This window comes from Pseudobdellovibrio sp. HCB154, from assembly GCF_046267985.1.
GTDB lineage: Bacteria > Bdellovibrionota > Bdellovibrionia > Bdellovibrionales > Bdellovibrionaceae > Pseudobdellovibrio.
In genome coordinates this window covers 827,859-844,324 of sequence record NZ_CP176530.1, presented here as the reverse complement: position 1 = coordinate 844,324, position 16,466 = coordinate 827,859, and the positions used below count along the sequence as shown (strand labels likewise).

The window sequence follows — 16,466 nt, the reverse complement described above, 5'->3', positions numbered from 1 at the left end:
TTAAAGATTATATTTTTTTCGAATTTGCTCAGCGCGATCATGAACAACTGGAACTGGAAAAACTTCAGCTTGCTTCAAGGTCGCTAAAATTCCCGCACGCATCGCTGGATCATTTAATAACTCAGGTTTAGCTTCTAATTGTTTGTCTAATTGATAAAGAACAACTAACTGCGGATAATTCATCGTTGTTTGATCCACACCGGCATTATGAGGATTATCATCACGTGAAGTCGTGCTGCAATTTTCTAAACTTAAACATGGCTGTTCTTGATAAACTTTTTGTAAGAACTCTAGATCACTCGCTAACTTTAAATCTTTTGCGACCAGAAAAACTAAAAAGCCTCGGCCATTACGGTCTTCCATTTTTAACGAACTGTATTTATCAGATAAAGCTTTACGAAAATCAGCGCTTAGATTTGTTAAATCTTTTACACGCGGATCACTGTCATTTTTAGATTTTAAAATTTCTTCTATATTAGCCCATAGTTTTTTCTCGGGCTCAGATAAGGTCGCGACCGAAACTGGTTCAGTGTTCTTCGCAGTTTCTGCTGTCGACACTTCGGCTTGGGTATTGTCTGAAACAGCCATGGGCTCTTGCAACTGATTGCTGTTGGTAAAATCCAGTTGGCTTGGCTTTAACAAAGTCGTCGTTTCAGACTTTTTCTTGCCCAGAATAAAAAAGAGCCCTGCACATAGCAGAGCTCCCGTTAACAAAACTAGAAATAACTTCTTAGTTTGCAAAGTCAGCTAACATTGACTGTTTAACAGCCGGCTTAGAAATACGGTTTAACTGATCCATAGCATAGATGTCTGCATCCATTTTAACTTTGTCGTTACAGTTAGCGCAGTATTTGCTGATGTTTTTTAGCATGATCGTCGAAGAACCGTATGATCCTTTGTACGTCGAATCACAAGCTGGTTGGCCTTCTAATTTTGCACCTGTCCAGATAGAAACCATATCTTTACCGTTAGCATCTAGAAACGGACGTGGGCAGTTTGCGTGCATCCAATTTCCGTTTTTAGATTCAGAGTGACGAGCTTCATGATAAACAACCATAGAGCGCGCTACTTGCGGGTGAGAAAACTTGATGTAGTTTTCAGTTAACCACATTTTGTTCGGATCGAAGAATGGTTGAACACAAGCTACAGCTGCTCCACCACCGCAAGCATCAACACCTACTGAAAAAATGCGTGTATCGAAAAATTGTTGGTAAGCTTTTCCAGACACCTCTGTGAAAAGTTCTTTATGAAATGGCGTTTGGCCAGAACCAGTGATTTGCGCCATAAACGCTAGATCTTCAACCATTTGAGATTGAATATTCTTAGGAACATCAGAATCAAATTTTAATGCTGCGAAAGATGTTGTTGCTGTAGCGCTCACTAATAATAGAGCTAATAATTGTTTCTTCATGACTTTCCCCCTCTGATCGACACGAAATTGCGAAAATTCTTGCGCGCTTTTTAGGAGGCATCAACTTTAATCTAATTTTGACAGCAAAATGACACTCACTGTTAATTGGAGAACTATCGTTTAGCAACCATTCACTTTTAAGTCAGCTAAATCGACGCTTACGAGAGGTTTCCTCGCTTAAGACACTCTGTTCTTAAAAAGCCACGCTTTGATGTTTCATCCTGACACACCTTTCGCATTTTTCGTTTTCAACCCTTGAAAGTGATAAAATAGAGGTATGAAACAGCTAGTATTTATAATTTCACTTCTCACTTTGGTTCAGTTTTTCAACGAAATTGCAGAGGCCCAAGAATCAAGTGGATCTGGCGGCAGACCTTGGTTACTATCGCGCGGCTCTGCGGCCCGCGAAGCGAAACGCTTTAATTTATATGACTGGATGGAACAGAAAAACCGCAATCAGGTTATGGATATGTGGTTATCGCTGAATACGCCATCCCCTTACGAATTCATGTTGGGGATTAACATGAATCAGTACAACACGGATGATGGGACAACTTCGGCTAAGTTTAAAAGCTACGAAGGAGAGCTTTCGGCCTATGCCTTATTGGTGGGGCTTACCGGAGAATACCAGAACAACACAGAAGAACATTTCAGAGATACAACAGGAATGTTTAATTTAAGATTATTTGGACATACGTTGCAAGGAACGCACTTGACTGTTCACTACGGTTTGCGCACGCGCGAGGATAGCGTTGGCGCCTACCGACTGAACCAGCAATTTGCAGCAGGGACGCTGCAACTTTATTTATTCAAGTATTTCGGCATCTACACAAACTACCGCCACCTTTTTCCGGTCACCGAAGCGCATTTCGGCGAAACCGACGGTCACGTACAAACCTCAGGTGTGTTTATAGACTTTGCATCATTACGCGTGATGGGTTCGTATTTTAAAGAGCAACAGAAGTCGCTTAAAAACACTGTCGAAACAAATATCGACCGCGAAGGCACTAAGGTTACGTTACAGCTCTACTTCTAAAGATATTCAACGCGTTAACAGTAGCTCTAAAGCCCGCGTTCCTCCAGTATGAGAGGTCTACAAACACTCTTACACAGGAGATCAAAATGGCTTCATTAAAATTCAGAGGCAATCCAGCAAATACAAATGGTAACTTACCAACGGTAGGTCAAAAAGTAACTTTCTCTAAATTAGTTAAAAGCGATTTATCTGAAGCGACTAATTCAACTTACTCTGGCAAAAGAAAAGTATTAAATATTTTTCCAAGCATCGACACAGGCACATGTGCAGCTTCTGTTCGTCAATTTAACAAACTTGCTTCTGATATGAGAAACACTGTGGTGTTAAACGTATCTTTAGATTTACCATTTGCTCAATCACGCTTCTGTGGTGCTGAAGGCATTAAAAACTGCGAAAGCTTATCTGGTTTCAAAAGTTCATTCGGAACTGACTGGGGCTTATCTTTAACTGACTCTCCGTTAGCGGGTCTTTACGCGCGTGCGGTTGTGGTTTTATCTGAAGACGATAAAGTTCTTCACACTGAATTAGTTGGCGATATCGTTGATGAGCCAAACTACGAAGCCGCTCTTAAGGCATTGGCTTAATCGTTTTTTCTTTCTAAAAACAAAAAGGGATAAGTTTTGCGACTTATCCCTTTTTTATTTTTAACTTCATTTTTGCTAAAAAATTTTTATCCCAATTTCTTTTGAATGCTGTCACAGCAATTCACCAGAATATCTTCGTAACAAGCATCATCGCTGACAATCATATGCGCGTGATGTTTTGATGGTTCTACGAATAAATCATGCATCGGCTTAACTTGGTTTTGAAACTGTGCACGCACACCTTCCGGAGTACGGCCACGCTCTTTTACATCACGCTGAAGACGGCGTTCAAAACGTAAATCTTCAGATGTATCAAAGAACACCAAGTAATCAAAAACATCGCGCACCGCTTGCGGGTGAAAAATCAAAATACCATCAACCACGATGATGGGTTTTGCTTTGATATTTAATTTTTCTTTCGCGCGTGTGTGCGTTTTAAAATCGTAGATTGGAATATCAGTGTCTTCGCCCGATTTAAGTTTAAGCAGACATTCACTTAATAAAGGAAAATCAATACTGTCAGGATGATCAAAGTTCACCGCACCACCGTCTTTATCAAACTTGTGCGACTGATCGATATAGAAATTATCCTGATAAACAATCTCAGCCTGGTGATGGCCAAGTTTTAATTGCAAATCTTTGGCGAAATAGGTTTTTCCCGAACCACTTCCGCCAGCTACGCCAATAATTAAAGACTTATTTCGTTTGGAAAAGTCTGTCACCAGCATCTCCTAAACCAGGAACTAGATAACCATGTTCATTAACTTCTTTTTCAATATTTAAAGTCATGATCTCTACATCTGGATGAAGAGAATGAATTCTTTGAATCGCCACTTCGCTGATTAAGATTGATAAGATACGAATTTTATCAACTTCGTAACTTTTTAAACGCTCAATCGCTGCGATCATTGTATCTGCTGTGGCTACTAAAGGATCACAAAGAATCGCTAATTTACCTTTAATGTCTTGAGGCATTTTAAAATAATACTCAACCGTGTTATTCACAAAACGGTCACGGTAAATACCGATAAAGCCGGCTGAGGCGAATGGAATCATTGATAACACCGCATCTAACATTCCGTTACCGGCACGCATGATTGAAACAACCACTGGTGTATTGTGAATGCGTTTAACTTGTGTTTTTGTGATTGGCGTTTCGATATCAACAGTTTTCATATCTGTCCAATCACGCATAACCTCAAAAGCTAAGATACGGCTGATTTCTTTTGTTAATTCGCGAAACTCACCAGAACCAGTTTCTTTATCGCGTAAATAACCTAATTTGTGCACTAAAAGCGGATGATCTAAAACAACGACTTTATTATTCATATCTTTTTAACCTCGTAAATTAAAATACAGTTCCATCACTTTGGATGTTTAATGGTGGATTACCACCGGCACGTTTTTCTTGAGCGATAAATCTTCCGGCCCACCAAGTTCCGCCTTCTAGAATTTTAGCTAGAGGAAAATCTTGGGGTGATTTATTTAATGATTTTTGAATCTCGGCGCCGATTTGATCTAAAAGATAAACCGTTAACGATCTCCATTCGATAATTAAATCTGAATCCGGAGTCCACGCTTTAGCCATGTTCGCTTGATCTTTCATAGTTAATAAACCTGAATCGATCAGTAAACCACCGTTACGGTATTCAGCAAGGCCTGTTAAACCTTCAACACCGTCAACTTCAAAACCTGCTTCCATAATTGGTTCTAACAATGAATACGTCATCCATTGAGAAAGTTTATGAATAGGAACTAAATTTAATTTTGAGTGCTGCCAGACATCACCAAGGTTTACATCCCCTGCTGAAATACGACCTGGCCAAATTTCGCCAAGACCATCAAGCACCGCACGCAATACCGCAGTCGCCGGAATTTTGTTTCCATGCTTTTCAATTAAATGATCGATGATATTACCTGGGCGATTTCCTTTTTTAAAGACAGGATTACGTCCGCACGCACGGCCTAAGTTATTTAATAACTGCACACGCCCTTGCACACCCACTAAAGGATTTTCAGCTGTGACTTGAAAGTGTTTTTCTAAATCAGCGGCTGTTACGGCTTGAAGGCCAGCGGCATCAGCTTTCCATGATTTTTTATCAGACGACATCACACCTGATTTAAACATGTAAAGTGAAGCCACACCTAAACCTTCAGAGCGGTTAAAGTGTTTGCCAGAACTTTCTTCAAAATATTTCCAGGTAGCACCCGCGCCAGCATCAAGTAGTACTGATGTGATCACTAGGTCTAATTTAATACGTGCTAATTCTAATTTATCAGTCGTTGTTTCAAACTGCTTAGAACGGTCAACACCACCAACACGAAAGTGCCCCCAACGCGAATGAAACGGAATTTTTAAATCCGGATAGTTCTTTCTGATCACGTCTAACACGTAATTAACAGTGGGCTGCATTTTATCAGCGTTAAATGTAAAGTAACCATCGCCTGCCACAGTCATGTCGAAAACTTTTTTCGATGAATCACGAATGGCTTGCGGTGATAGAATATAATTAATTTCGTTATTTGATAACGTTACTTGCTTACTCAATGTCGCGTCCTTTTACTTTTTTAAGACCTTCAACGTCTTTCGCACCATCAGCTGAAAAGTATCCAGCCGCTTTTTTAGCTTCGATTTCAACTTGCGCATCCGCAGGAATTAATTCCGGCGGAATCGAAATACGATTTACAACTTCGATACCGCTTTTCACGATAGAGTCATATTTCATATTACTCATTGAATGTAAGTTATGGATTTTTTTAATACCAAAGAAGTGAAGTGCATCCGGCATAAATTCTTGGAAACGTGCATCTTCTGTACCCGCTACGCACTCAGTACGCTTAAAGTAAGTCGCTGCTGTGTCTCCGCCCTCTTGGCGTTTACGCGCGTTGTACACTAAGAACTTCGTCACTTCACCTAAAGCACGGCCTTCTTTTCTGTAGTACACGATAATACCCACACCACCACGTTGAGCTGTGCGAGCTGCATCTTCGATTCCGTACATTAAGTATGGACGGCATGTGCAGATATCAGAACCGAATACGTCTGAACCGTTACACTCATCATGTACACGGCAAGTTAATTCAACTTCTGGTTTTGCTAAATCTCTTGGATCACCAAAGATGTAAGCAGTCGATGAACCAATTGGTGGTAACCAAACTTTTAAATCACGACGAGTGATAAATTCTGGATACATACCGCCAGTTTCTTGGAATAAAATTTTACGTAATTCACCTTCAGTAACATTCAAACGTTCAGCCACACCCGGTAAATACCAAACTGGCTCTAACGCCACTTTAGTTACACGAATATCACCGTTTTCTTTTACGATTTTACCGTCTGGTTTAAGGCGGCCAGCTTTAATCGCTTCGTAAACTTCAGGTAATTGTAAATGCGCCTGAGTCATCGCGATTGTCGGGCGAATATCGTAACCTTTATCAAAGTATTCTTTAAAATGAATTTGTGGATCTAAACCCCATGGATCATGCGTTACGATTTTAGTCGCATCTGACCATTGCGGGTAAGGCCCGATTGGCGTTGGCGCTTCAGTGTTGTGAAGATCTGGCTTATGCACCGGAGAGAATTTTCCAGAGGCAATTGAAAGTGCACGATACACTGTATAAGAACCTGAGTGAGCACCGATCGCATTACGTGTTTTATTGTTCGTCATCGACGCTACAACAGGTCCGCGCTCCGTAGCTGTTTTTGCACCCCAGTTTACAGGAAGTGTTTCTTTGAATTTAAGATTCGTGTGCGACGCTAAAATAATATGATTTGATTTTTTTGTTTCTGCCATACTCTGCTTCTTTCCTACGACATCCAGTTAGAGTCGCTTTGCATTTCCCACTTAACTGTTACTTTTTTATAATTCGACCAAAAATTTAAACTTTGTTCGCCAGTGATATCACCGTGACCAAATTTTGATTCCATTGTTCCACCGAAAGAGAACGGCTCACGCGGAACCGGAACCCCCACGTTAACTCCAACCATACCCGCATGAGCTTCACGCGCTACACGCTCAGCTAAACCGCCGTTTGAAGTAAACACTGAACACGCGTTTCCATATTCACTGCTGTTCGCAATGCTCATGGCTTGTGAAATATCTTTACAACGAATGATTGATAACACGGGTCCGAATAATTCTACTTTTGAAGCTTCAGAATTTGGCTGAACGTTATCTAAGATTGTTGGGCCAATCCAGTTGCCACCTTCCATACCCGGAGGCGCTTTGGCTTTACGGCCATCAAGAATAACTTTCGCACCGGCTTTTTCAGCTGCAGCAATGGCATTATTTAAAAATTGAACTTGTTCTTTAGTGATGATGGCACCCATTTGTTTGCCAAGCTCTAATGAAGAAGCGCGTTTTACGATTTGATCGATGTGACCATTCGTATCACCAACAGCTAATAACACAGAAGCCGCCATACAACGTTGACCCGCACAGCCTGTGAAAGAATCAGAAATACCTACACCGCTGATTTCAAGATTTGCATCCGGAAGTAAAACGATATGATTTTTCGCTCCACCTAAAGCCAGAACACGTTTTCCTAATTGAGTTCCACGTTGGTAAACTAGTTTTGCAATTTTAGTGCTACCTACAAAACCAATCGCTTTAACCGCTGGGTGATCAATGATCGCATTTACTGTTTCATGGCCACCATGAAGAACTGTGAATACGCCATCTGGTAATCCTGCTTCTTTAAGCGCTTCAGCGATAAAGAAAGAAGTTAACGGCGTTTTGTCAGAAGGTTTCCAAACGTAAGAGTTACCTAAAGCAATCGCAATAGGAATTGTCCACATCGGAACCATCGCTGGGAAATTGAATGGCGTGATGTTAGCCACCACACCTAAAGCTTCACGACGATATTCACAAGAAACACCACGTGATACTTCAGTTTTTCCACCCGTATCTAAATTTTGAATTGAAAGAGCGTATTCTAAAACCTCAACGCCTTTCATAAGGCCCGCTTTAGCTTCATCAAAAACTTTACCGCACTCAGCACCTTTGATTTTTGAAATTTTATCGATATCGCGAAGTAAGATATTGCGAAAGTTAAATAAAACTTTGCTACGCTCTTTGATCGGTAAACGGCCCCACGCTTTTTGCGCTTCTGAAGCCGATTGAATCGCTGTATTGATTTGTTCTAATGACGGAACTGAATATGTTCCGATTTGTTTGCCGTCGTAAGGAGAAACAACTGAACGTTCACCTTGTGAACCCACAGTCCATTTTCCGGCAATGAGATTATTAGCTGATACCAAGTTAACCCTACCTTTTTTTGAGTAAAAGATAAGGTTAGAACATTTGCACTAATATTCAAAGAATTTACTGACTGATAACGCGTTTCTCAAATTTACGATTTCTTCTCTAAAAGAGCAGCGTAGAAGCCATCGAAGTTGTCTTTATGTGGCCATAAACGAATTTCTTTTTTAAAGCTCCATTTTTGCCCCTCAGGAGACGCTAAAAACCATTTTACTTGATTTTCGTTTTCCTGATTTAAAATGCTGCAAGTTGCATAAACCATAAGTCCACCAACTTTACACATCTTCGAATAGTCTGTGATGATCTCGCGCTGTAATGTTAAAAGACGGTCAATTTCATCTGGGTTTAATTTCCATTTTGTATCTGGATTACGACGGATAACTCCCCAGCCCGTACAAGGCACATCCAACAAAACCCGATCAAATGAAGCTTCCAAACGTTTCGTCGTTTTGCTGCCTTCGATCACTTTAGTTTCAACGATATCTACTTTATTACGAGCGGCGCGTTTTTTTAATTCGCCTAATTTCCACTCGTGAATATCCATCGCAATGATCTTACCTTTGTTCTTCATTAACGACGCCATATGCAGCGATTTACCACCAGCGCCCGCACAAGCATCCACCACGCGAAGACCTGGTTTTAAATCTAATAACGGCGCAATAAATTGCGAAGCGGCATCTTGAACTTCGAAGTAACCATTTTTAAACGATTGCGTCGTAAAAACATTTTTACGTTCAATTAAACGTAAACACTCAGGCAAGCCGTCTACTTTTTCAGTGATGATTTCTTCTTTTTCTAATTCTTTCATCAATGCTTCACGCTCAATACGTAAAGTGTTTGTACGAAGGTACACATCGGCCGGGCGATTTAAGGCGTGCATGATTTGCTTCCACTCATCAGCACCGAATTCTTTTTCGCCCATTTCATTCATCCAATCAGGAAATGACTCCGTCACCACTAATGGATATTTTTTCTTAAGGTTAGCTTTAATCAGGTCGATATCAATCGGATATTCGTCTTGAAATTCTTCAGTGTCTAAACCGTTTTTCACTAGGTGAGCGCATAATAAATTATACGACTCTTTTGATTCAGCCACAGTTTGATAGAATCTGTGGTAACGAACGATTTCATAAATTGTTTCAGCAATAAAACGACGGTCGCGGGAACCTAATTTTTTGTTCCCTTTGAATAATTTTTCGATCACTTTATCCGCGTATTTTTTGTTTTCAAAAATATCGTGTAAAGCTTCAGCGACTTTCTTTAAAAGATGAAAATGCAATCTCATGAGAAGCTCCTTTGCAGGAGCTTCCTGCTAGAACGTAAATATCGCGCCGGCTGAAACGTAAGTTCCGTTAAGCTGGCCATCGCTTGTTAAATGCAGATGGTTTTTTATACCACCTTCAACAAAAAAACCAGTGCTCTCGAATAAATTAAACAGGCGAAGACCTAAAAACATCTGATAATCCAGCGCAATCGTTGATTCACCGTCTAACTGATTGAAAAAAATTCCAGGCCCTGCAGCCAAACCGAAATACAGAGGAAATTTAGAGGTCGCATCCGGAAAAGTGATCCCGTACATAAAACTCATTTTTGAAGCTTTTTGTCCTGCCGGGCGGTACGTGTTATAGCTCACACGAATCACTTCATCGAATAATTCATAGTCTTGGGTCAGACGATACGTCATATCAACGCCAGTTTTAGCCACATCCTGTTCGTTGTTTGTTCCCCACTTGTAAGCTTTAGAAGAAGTGTAAGTTGAAATACCTAAAGCCATGTAATGATCTTCTGATGATAACGATTCAATTGAAGATGGGTAACGCGGAGGTTCTGCGGCTTCATAACTCGAATCACCCTTAGCCTGAAAATATTTCGCGGCGGCTTTTCTGCCTACTAAGGGAGCGCCCGCTGCAAAAGTTGTTGAACTCACGATGCTAAACCCAATAAGAATTATGTTAAACAATTTCATATCTTTGAGCATAAAATTGCGCCCAGTATTTGACCACAAATTACCCGTTAACGCCGTGCAAAAATCGAGTCTAGTTCTTCAGCCTTATTGACCCAATTCCCCCCGTCACCTAGGTTACAAACCAGTAAGGACTTATTACCATGAAATGCCCTTTTTGCGGACATTCCGAAGACAAAGTTTTAGATACACGCGTACAGAAAGATGGAGGCATCCGCCGCCGTCGCGAATGTTTATCGTGTAAATCTAGATACTCAACTTTAGAGACCGTGGTTTTAAGTTACCCGTTTGTGATCAAAAAAGACGGACGCCGTGAACCTTTCAGCAAAGAAAAATTATTACGTGGTTTATCTTACGCTTGTAATAAACGCCCAGTTTCAACAGCGGCTTTAGATGCCATTGTAGAGAGAATTGCCTCTTGGGTTATTACTCGCGGTGAAGGTGAAATTTCTGCACGCGTGATCGGTCGCCGAGTTATGGCTGAGTTAAAACAACTGGATGACGTAGCTTACGTTAGATTCGCCAGTGTTTATAAAACCTTTAAAGACGTCCAGGATTTCGTGGAAAAACTTGAAGGTGATGAACTCATCGATATGATTGATTCAAGTGGGCCGCAACTAAGTTTAACGACTCAATTACAACCGCAATTAAAACCTGTGAACAACACAGATCAAACTACAAAAGAAGCTAACGATGAGAAGACAATCAAGAGAACTCGCACTCCAGATCCTATTCCAAACTGAATTTGCCCCGCAGATGTCTCTTTCTGATTTAGCTACGGTCTTCGATAAAAATTTTGAAGAAGCCGTTCTTAAATACACTTATGATATCGTAAGAGCCGTGCAAGCCAACAAAGAAAAAATCGATGCGAAAATCCAAGAAGCTTCTCGCCATTGGAAAGTTGATCGCATGGCTTCTGTTGACCGCAATATCATCCGCATTGCTGTTTGCGAAATCCTATTCACTTCTGAATTAATCGAACCAAAAATCGCCATGAATGAAGCGATTGAAATTGCAAAACAATACGGAACGCAAGAGGCGGCTTCATTTGTAAACGGTATCGTTGATCAGGTGATCAGAAATGAAAGACGTTAATCTTTCAGCGACATCTTGTAAGTTGTGGGTCTTAGTCGAAGACCCGCAAAACCCGTGGTGGCAAAAGCTAAACTTCAATTCTGGATTTTTACTTTCGGAAATCCAGCGCTACAGCAAAACTAAAGCTCCGATGGAGTTATCACAGTTAGTTCACGATATCGGTTTTCCTATGCGCCCACAGACTGAAACAAAACCCTGGACACTGGTTGGCTGCAGAAACCACTTCGATGCTGACTGGTTATTCTTAATTCATGACCTTAAAGAATTTAAAAGCCAAGATTTAGAGCAGATTGTTGAACAGTTGCAGATTAAAAACCTAAGATGTTTTACGCCATTTGAACCGGCAGCTAGCCTTAAAGCCAGATTAGAGCATTGTGACCTAGTCACCCACTCAACAAACTAAGTTTATTCATACAAGATGAATGCATGGCCAGCTTCATCTCAAAAATCGAAAAATTATTAGACCACGAAGAGCACTTTGATGCGATTAACTTTTCTTTAGATTCAAAATATCAAATTGAACCTAACCATCAATTGCTTGAACAAATTCTTTTTAATGCCGGTGAAAAACAGTGGGAAATCTTTTTCTCGCGTTTAACAGCTTTTTTTGAGATGGGTTTATTAATCGAAGGTTCCGAAATTCAAAAGATGTTTTTCTATGGCCAAAACATCGAAAAGAAACTTCCAAAAATTCATTTTAGACTTCCCGCTTCACCTTATTTCAATATTTTAAAAACACGCGCTTCGTTATTTTTACGTAAGATCGGTTTTAATCATCTTCCCGATGCGGCGAAAATGGTTTGTTTATTGATCCGTGTTGAAGAAAATCGTTATATTGTGCTTATGACTAAGCAAGCTGAACCGTGGTTGCAATTACGCTGCGAAAGCTTGAAAAAAGCCATAACAAATCATGACTACTACGCCTAACGTACACACTATTTTTATTTTATCAGACGGAACCGGTGAAACCGCGGCCACCATGGTGCGCGCAGCCCTGGTTCAATACGCCGAACAAGAAATCAATATCATACGCAGTAAGAACTTAAGAACTGAAGAACAGATCTTGCGTGTAATTGACGACTGTTTTGAAAAACGCGGCATGGTGGCTTACACTTTTGCTTCGCCTGTGATTAGAAAAAAAATTGCCGAAGTTTGTATTGAAAAATCAATTCCTGCGATTGATTTACTTGGCCCACTCATTAACACGCTCGATGATTTTTTTGGTGTGGCTTCGGCCAGCCAAACAGGTCTGCTTCGCCAAACGAACGATCACTACTATAAACGTATCGAAGCCATCGAATACACAGTTCGTAATGATGATGGTAAAATCACCAATGAGCTTGATAAAGCTGATATCGTGTTAGTGGGTATTAGCCGTACAAGTAAAACGCCTCTGTCGATTTTCTTAAGCCACAAAGGTTGGAAAGTAGCCAATATCCCGCTGGTTCTTGGCACTGAAGTTCCAAAACAGCTTTTTGAAATTGATCAGCGCAAGATCGTTGGGTTAATTATCGATATTGATTCTCTACAACGTATTAGAAAAAATCGTTTAGAAAAATTTGGCCAAGACACGGGTGGCGATTACGCCTCTTCTCAACAAATCTTAAAAGAAATCGAATACGCTGAAACTTTATTTAAACAAAATAAACGCTGGCCCGTCTTTAACGTGACTGAACGTGCATTAGAAGAAACAGCCAGTGAAATCGTGCGTTTGATCGCAGCCCGCATGGGTTTACCAGATTCAGTGTTATTTTAATGATGTCACCAACACTTCGTGAACATTTTAATTTAGAATTATCTTTAGCCCGCTTAGCCGAAAACGCTCGCGATTTTGAATCAGCGTGGAAGCATTTAGCCAGAGCGCACATCTTAAGCCAGTACTTTGCAGGCCCGCATGTCTTCACGCATATTTTAATGCTGCGCTTAGGTTTAAAAACGCACAACATGACTGAAATCTTAGGACAAATTCCCCGTCTGATTTTAGCTGCTCCTGGTTCGTGGTTTAAAAGAGCGCCGAAAGGCAATACGGGATTATCTAATATTGGGATTTTTCAACCTTTAGAAATCCCGCAAGATCTGAAACAAATTTTACAGAATTAAAATATCAATAGCGTAGTTTAAGACTAATTAACACTTAATTTCTGACATTCATTTACGACAAGTTCTGCACTTCGTTTTTCGCAGGACTTTTCTAATTCCTCGATTTTTTTGAAATACTTAAATTCTTTTTCAGCGTTTTTAAAGTTTTTCTCAATCAAACGAAGTTCGAGTATTATAGTAGGCACTATTCTGGAGGCGAGCCAGATTTTCTCAGTCTCACTCTTCTTATTATCATTATCTAATTCTTCGATTTCTTTCACCAGCTCCAAAATTTTGGGAGTAAAGATTTTCCCAACGATTGAAGCTCTATGGTAGGCAATCCTAAACTTAGGATCACTCATAGCCCTCACGCCTTCTTCGTTGTAATGATTTATAATATCGTAAATTGGCTCTTTTTTTCCGATGGTATTTTTAAACCTGCTTGGTTCACAAATTATACTACACAGTTCCGGCATTTCTATATTTTGTATTTCTTCCTGAAAGGCATTTATCGAAAGAAATTGCTCGATACTAGGCGGCTCGTCCTCAGAAATTTCGTCAGTTTTTTGCGGTTCATCAACGATAAGCGACGATGATACAACCAATGTCTGCGACACTACATTATTCTTAATTGTCGCTTGAACATTTGGCCTATTTTTTTCTTTAACTATTGATTTCGTTTTATTATTAGCCATTTCATCTATCATTAGATATGAAAATGTCGTAAGTCCGATAAATGATAGAATAAGAATCAATCCGATCAAAATACCAAAGATGATTAATACTCGTTTCATTTATTACACTACAAAGAAAACCATCTGAGCCCAAAGCGCTACGATCGTAAACCAGCCGATAAAGAATGAAACCATTCTGAATCTGACGTTGTTACTTCCTAAATGAATATAAGTATGCGCTAAACGGCTAACGACGAATAACCACATTAATCCTAAGGTTAGATTATTGGCAGCACCTAAAGCAAAATGCATTAGACCTGTAGAGAAAAATAAGGTTGGCACTTCAAACTGATTTTCGTAATGGCGTTCAGCAACTTTTGAATATTCCGGAGGTGGAGCTTCTGTGTAAGCTCTGAAATACTTCATCGAAACTTCACGATTTTTTAAAGCTCTTACACGAGTGCGAAATAAATGAACCGCAACACCGAACATCCAAAATGCGTAAAACGCCATTGGGTAAATTAATAAATTTTTATTAAAATCCATTAGCTTCTTTCCTGATCACCCGTCATGGCTTGGAAAAGAATTTCAGCAGTTTTTGCTGAAGGACCTTTTTCACGGCGGTAATAAATGAATTCTGTTTTGTATTCAAAATCTGTGGTTTGAATTTTATTTAAACGGCCACCGCGAATTTGTTTTTTCACCGAATGCGCTGGTAAAAATCCGATACCTAAGCCATTTTCGATCACACGCTTTAACGTTCCTACGTTTGATGATTCAAAAACAGCAGGCACTGTTCCTAATTTCTCATTCAACATTTTATCAAAGTGCGGAAACTCATTCGAAAAATGCACATAAGGAATTTTAGCAATATCTTTCATAGCTACAGTCGATGGGTAAAATTCGTCTTTACCAGAACCTACTAACCACATTTCTTCTTTTAAAAGAACATGTGATGCTGTTTCTTTTAAAGTTTTGCCATAGTTCGTTTGCACGTCTGGTAAAACCACCACGTCTAATTCATTTTTTTCATAGGCTGTGATTAAGTCTTCGCCTTTGGCGTAATCAACTTTGATTTTGAAATCTGGATTGAATTTTAATAAACGGCTTACGACCGGACTCATCAAGTGAAGACCGATTGAATTTAATGTGCCGATACGCAATTGGCCACGCAGTTGGGCGCCAACTGATTTAATCGAAATTTCGGCTTGCTGCGCTAAGCTTAAGATTTTTTTAGCATGTTCGTATAAAACTTCGCCCTGAGCTGTGGTTTTGATTTGTTTGCTGCCACGAACAACCAGTTCAACCCCTAATTCGTCTTCTAAGTTTTTCATCTGCTGGCTCACTGCCGGCTGAGTCAGAAATAGTTTATCAGCGGCGGCAGTCATGCTGCCTTCAGATACGACCATGACAAAGGTCTGGAGTTGCGAAAGATTTAACATAAATTACCTCATTCGATAGCGAACCAATTTGATAGAGAACAAAAAAGTGGTTACAATATTTTCACATCACAATTGTAGATGCGAAACAACAAGCGAGGCAACATGAGATCATATACTTTTAGACTCCTACCGTTAGTTTTTTTACTGATCGGTTCTATGTCTGAAGCTCGAACTTTTAAAAATGCTTATATCTCTTTTGAGATGTTAGACACTTGGAAATGTAAATTAGAGCAAACTGAATGGGTATGCCGCGCTGAAGACCCACAAGAGTCAAAAGAAGCCGTTATCATTCTAACAGCTAAAGAAAAAGGCCCAACTGATAACTTCCCGATTTACATGGATCATATGTCAAAACCAATGACGTTAAATCTACGCACTGGTGGTACTGCTCAATCTACAGTAACAATGCCGCCACGTGAAGAAGTGATCAACGATCAAAAATGGTTAGACGGTCTTCATGCCAACTCTGAAGTACAAAACTACTTCACTCGCTATTTAGCTACAATCAAAGATCAAATCGCTATCCTTGTTACTTTCTCAGTTCATAACAAATACTACGCAAAACACAGAGCGCACTTTATGGATACAGTACGTTCATTACGTGTTATCGCTACAAAAGATTTATTATCTCGTCCTGATCTTGGCCCAATCCGTGGTTCTGGCGAAGTTTTAGGTGCTGGTATTGGCCAAGCTATGCCGGGTGATTTATTAGCGGCTGACGATGAAGGCGGCGCTGGCGAAGAGAAAAAAGGTTTATTACAAAACGAAATGGTTCTTGGCGGAGGATTACTTTTATTAGTGGTTCTTGCGTACGTTGGTATTAAAATGTACCAAAAAAGAAATGGCTAATTAGATCAAAGTCCAAACGCGCAGAAAATCCTGGAGCACATTCTGCCTACACTGCGCGTTCCCTGTAGAAAT

General features: G+C 40.1%; 21 protein-coding genes. 9 read left to right on the top strand and 12 right to left on the bottom strand.

Going from position 1 to position 16,466, the window contains the following annotated elements; translation table 11 throughout:
• Both ACKWCF_RS04290 and ACKWCF_RS04285 read right to left on the bottom strand, forming a co-directional pair.
• Positions 1-642 carry a hypothetical protein gene (locus ACKWCF_RS04290; protein ID WP_409479466.1) on the bottom strand — a complete coding sequence of 214 codons (642 nt, stop codon included), beginning with the start codon at positions 640-642 and terminating at the stop codon, positions 1-3.
• A gap of 88 nt (positions 643-730) precedes the next feature.
• Positions 731-1,411, bottom strand: coding sequence for a hypothetical protein (locus ACKWCF_RS04285; RefSeq protein ID WP_409479465.1), 681 nt, complete (start codon positions 1,409-1,411; stop codon positions 731-733).
• A gap of 277 nt (positions 1,412-1,688) precedes the next feature.
• Between ACKWCF_RS04285 and ACKWCF_RS04280 the strand changes: the two genes are divergently transcribed.
• Positions 1,689-2,447: a hypothetical protein gene (locus ACKWCF_RS04280; RefSeq protein ID WP_409479464.1), complete on the top strand. Its 759-nt coding sequence runs from the start codon at positions 1,689-1,691 to the stop codon at positions 2,445-2,447.
• An 86-nt stretch (positions 2,448-2,533) separates the two neighbouring features.
• Positions 2,534-3,031, top strand: coding sequence for a thiol peroxidase (tpx, locus tag ACKWCF_RS04275; RefSeq protein WP_409479463.1), 498 nt, complete (start codon positions 2,534-2,536; stop codon positions 3,029-3,031).
• Between the two features lie 86 nt (positions 3,032-3,117).
• On the opposite strand, the gene udk is transcribed toward tpx, so the two are convergent.
• The 7 genes from udk to ACKWCF_RS04240 form a co-directional block, all read right to left on the bottom strand.
• Positions 3,118-3,759: a uridine kinase gene (gene udk, locus ACKWCF_RS04270; RefSeq protein WP_409479462.1), complete on the bottom strand. Its 642-nt coding sequence runs from the start codon at positions 3,757-3,759 to the stop codon at positions 3,118-3,120.
• Positions 3,728-4,360, bottom strand: a complete 633-nt coding sequence (gene upp, locus ACKWCF_RS04265) for a uracil phosphoribosyltransferase (RefSeq protein ID WP_409479461.1) — start codon at positions 4,358-4,360, stop codon at positions 3,728-3,730. The genes udk and upp overlap by 32 nt, the downstream gene beginning before the upstream one ends.
• Positions 4,361-4,379: 19 nt before the next feature.
• Positions 4,380-5,579 (bottom strand): URC4/urg3 family protein, encoded by a 1,200-nt coding sequence (locus ACKWCF_RS04260; protein WP_409479460.1) that lies wholly within the window; start codon positions 5,577-5,579, stop codon positions 4,380-4,382.
• Positions 5,572-6,825 carry a GTP cyclohydrolase II gene (locus tag ACKWCF_RS04255; protein WP_409479459.1) on the bottom strand — a complete coding sequence of 418 codons (1,254 nt, stop codon included), beginning with the start codon at positions 6,823-6,825 and terminating at the stop codon, positions 5,572-5,574. Before ACKWCF_RS04255 ends, ACKWCF_RS04260 begins: the two co-directional genes overlap by 8 nt.
• Positions 6,826-6,839: 14 nt before the next feature.
• A complete protein-coding gene (gene mmsA / locus ACKWCF_RS04250) occupies positions 6,840-8,291 on the bottom strand; it encodes a CoA-acylating methylmalonate-semialdehyde dehydrogenase (RefSeq protein WP_409479458.1) in 1,452 nt (483 codons plus the stop codon).
• 92 nt (positions 8,292-8,383) lie between these two features.
• Positions 8,384-9,577: an RsmB/NOP family class I SAM-dependent RNA methyltransferase gene (locus ACKWCF_RS04245; RefSeq protein ID WP_409479457.1), complete on the bottom strand. Its 1,194-nt coding sequence runs from the start codon at positions 9,575-9,577 to the stop codon at positions 8,384-8,386.
• A gap of 27 nt (positions 9,578-9,604) precedes the next feature.
• Positions 9,605-10,219, bottom strand: a complete 615-nt coding sequence (locus tag ACKWCF_RS04240) for a hypothetical protein (RefSeq protein ID WP_409479456.1) — start codon at positions 10,217-10,219, stop codon at positions 9,605-9,607.
• 179 nt (positions 10,220-10,398) lie between these two features.
• Here ACKWCF_RS04240 and nrdR point away from each other — a divergent pair, with 179 nt between their 5' ends.
• From nrdR to ACKWCF_RS04210, 6 genes are read left to right on the top strand one after another with little or no spacing between them, the layout of a single operon-like run.
• Positions 10,399-10,998: a transcriptional regulator NrdR gene (gene nrdR / locus ACKWCF_RS04235; protein WP_409479455.1), complete on the top strand. Its 600-nt coding sequence runs from the start codon at positions 10,399-10,401 to the stop codon at positions 10,996-10,998.
• A 13-nt stretch (positions 10,999-11,011) separates the two neighbouring features.
• On the top strand, positions 11,012-11,350 hold the full coding sequence (nusB, locus tag ACKWCF_RS04230) for a transcription antitermination factor NusB (protein ID WP_409479454.1): 339 nt from the start codon (positions 11,012-11,014) through the stop codon (positions 11,348-11,350).
• Positions 11,337-11,753, top strand: a complete 417-nt coding sequence (locus ACKWCF_RS04225) for a hypothetical protein (protein ID WP_409479453.1) — start codon at positions 11,337-11,339, stop codon at positions 11,751-11,753. Before nusB ends, ACKWCF_RS04225 begins: the two co-directional genes overlap by 14 nt.
• 23 nt (positions 11,754-11,776) lie before the next feature.
• Positions 11,777-12,277 carry a hypothetical protein gene (locus ACKWCF_RS04220; protein WP_409479452.1) on the top strand — a complete coding sequence of 167 codons (501 nt, stop codon included), beginning with the start codon at positions 11,777-11,779 and terminating at the stop codon, positions 12,275-12,277.
• Entirely contained in the window at positions 12,261-13,106 is an 846-nt protein-coding gene (locus ACKWCF_RS04215; protein ID WP_409479451.1) for a pyruvate, water dikinase regulatory protein, read from the top strand. Before ACKWCF_RS04220 ends, ACKWCF_RS04215 begins: the two co-directional genes overlap by 17 nt.
• Positions 13,106-13,450, top strand: coding sequence for a DUF3703 domain-containing protein (locus tag ACKWCF_RS04210; protein ID WP_409479450.1), 345 nt, complete (start codon positions 13,106-13,108; stop codon positions 13,448-13,450). Before ACKWCF_RS04215 ends, ACKWCF_RS04210 begins: the two co-directional genes overlap by 1 nt.
• Before the next feature lie 23 nt (positions 13,451-13,473).
• Here the strand turns inward: ACKWCF_RS04210 and ACKWCF_RS04205 are convergent, their stop codons facing one another.
• The 3 genes from ACKWCF_RS04205 to ACKWCF_RS04195 are packed head-to-tail and all read right to left on the bottom strand — an operon-like array spanning position 13,474 to position 15,545.
• Entirely contained in the window at positions 13,474-14,223 is a 750-nt protein-coding gene (locus tag ACKWCF_RS04205; RefSeq protein WP_409479449.1) for a hypothetical protein, read from the bottom strand.
• 3 nt (positions 14,224-14,226) lie between these two features.
• On the bottom strand, positions 14,227-14,649 hold the full coding sequence (locus ACKWCF_RS04200) for an MAPEG family protein (protein ID WP_409479448.1): 423 nt from the start codon (positions 14,647-14,649) through the stop codon (positions 14,227-14,229).
• Entirely contained in the window at positions 14,649-15,545 is an 897-nt protein-coding gene (locus ACKWCF_RS04195; protein ID WP_409479447.1) for a LysR family transcriptional regulator, read from the bottom strand. The genes ACKWCF_RS04200 and ACKWCF_RS04195 overlap by 1 nt, the downstream gene beginning before the upstream one ends.
• A gap of 102 nt (positions 15,546-15,647) precedes the next feature.
• Here ACKWCF_RS04195 and ACKWCF_RS04190 point away from each other — a divergent pair, with 102 nt between their 5' ends.
• Entirely contained in the window at positions 15,648-16,394 is a 747-nt protein-coding gene (locus tag ACKWCF_RS04190) for a hypothetical protein (RefSeq protein WP_409479446.1), read from the top strand.
• Positions 16,395-16,466: the final 72 nt, after the last annotated feature.

Bases quoted from the DNA above. Each gene is read 5' to 3' on its own strand.
- ACKWCF_RS04285 (WP_409479465.1), bottom strand. From the start codon at position 1,411: ATGAAGAAACAATTATTAGCTCTATTATTAGTGAGCGCTACAGCAACA.
- ACKWCF_RS04280 (WP_409479464.1), top strand. From the start codon at position 1,689: ATGAAACAGCTAGTATTTATAATTTCACTTCTCACTTTGGTTCAGTTT.
- tpx (WP_409479463.1), top strand. From the start codon at position 2,534: ATGGCTTCATTAAAATTCAGAGGCAATCCAGCAAATACAAATGGTAAC.
- udk (WP_409479462.1), bottom strand. From the start codon at position 3,759: ATGCTGGTGACAGACTTTTCCAAACGAAATAAGTCTTTAATTATTGGC.
- upp (WP_409479461.1), bottom strand. From the start codon at position 4,360: ATGAATAATAAAGTCGTTGTTTTAGATCATCCGCTTTTAGTGCACAAA.
- ACKWCF_RS04255 (WP_409479459.1), bottom strand. From the start codon at position 6,825: ATGGCAGAAACAAAAAAATCAAATCATATTATTTTAGCGTCGCACACG.
- ACKWCF_RS04245 (WP_409479457.1), bottom strand. From the start codon at position 9,577: ATGAGATTGCATTTTCATCTTTTAAAGAAAGTCGCTGAAGCTTTACAC.
- nrdR (WP_409479455.1), top strand. From the start codon at position 10,399: ATGAAATGCCCTTTTTGCGGACATTCCGAAGACAAAGTTTTAGATACA.
- nusB (WP_409479454.1), top strand. From the start codon at position 11,012: ATGTCTCTTTCTGATTTAGCTACGGTCTTCGATAAAAATTTTGAAGAA.
- ACKWCF_RS04225 (WP_409479453.1), top strand. From the start codon at position 11,337: ATGAAAGACGTTAATCTTTCAGCGACATCTTGTAAGTTGTGGGTCTTA.
- ACKWCF_RS04220 (WP_409479452.1), top strand. From the start codon at position 11,777: ATGGCCAGCTTCATCTCAAAAATCGAAAAATTATTAGACCACGAAGAG.
- ACKWCF_RS04215 (WP_409479451.1), top strand. From the start codon at position 12,261: ATGACTACTACGCCTAACGTACACACTATTTTTATTTTATCAGACGGA.
- ACKWCF_RS04210 (WP_409479450.1), top strand. From the start codon at position 13,106: ATGATGTCACCAACACTTCGTGAACATTTTAATTTAGAATTATCTTTA.
- ACKWCF_RS04205 (WP_409479449.1), bottom strand. From the start codon at position 14,223: ATGAAACGAGTATTAATCATCTTTGGTATTTTGATCGGATTGATTCTT.
- ACKWCF_RS04200 (WP_409479448.1), bottom strand. From the start codon at position 14,649: ATGGATTTTAATAAAAATTTATTAATTTACCCAATGGCGTTTTACGCA.
- ACKWCF_RS04195 (WP_409479447.1), bottom strand. From the start codon at position 15,545: ATGTTAAATCTTTCGCAACTCCAGACCTTTGTCATGGTCGTATCTGAA.
- ACKWCF_RS04190 (WP_409479446.1), top strand. From the start codon at position 15,648: ATGAGATCATATACTTTTAGACTCCTACCGTTAGTTTTTTTACTGATC.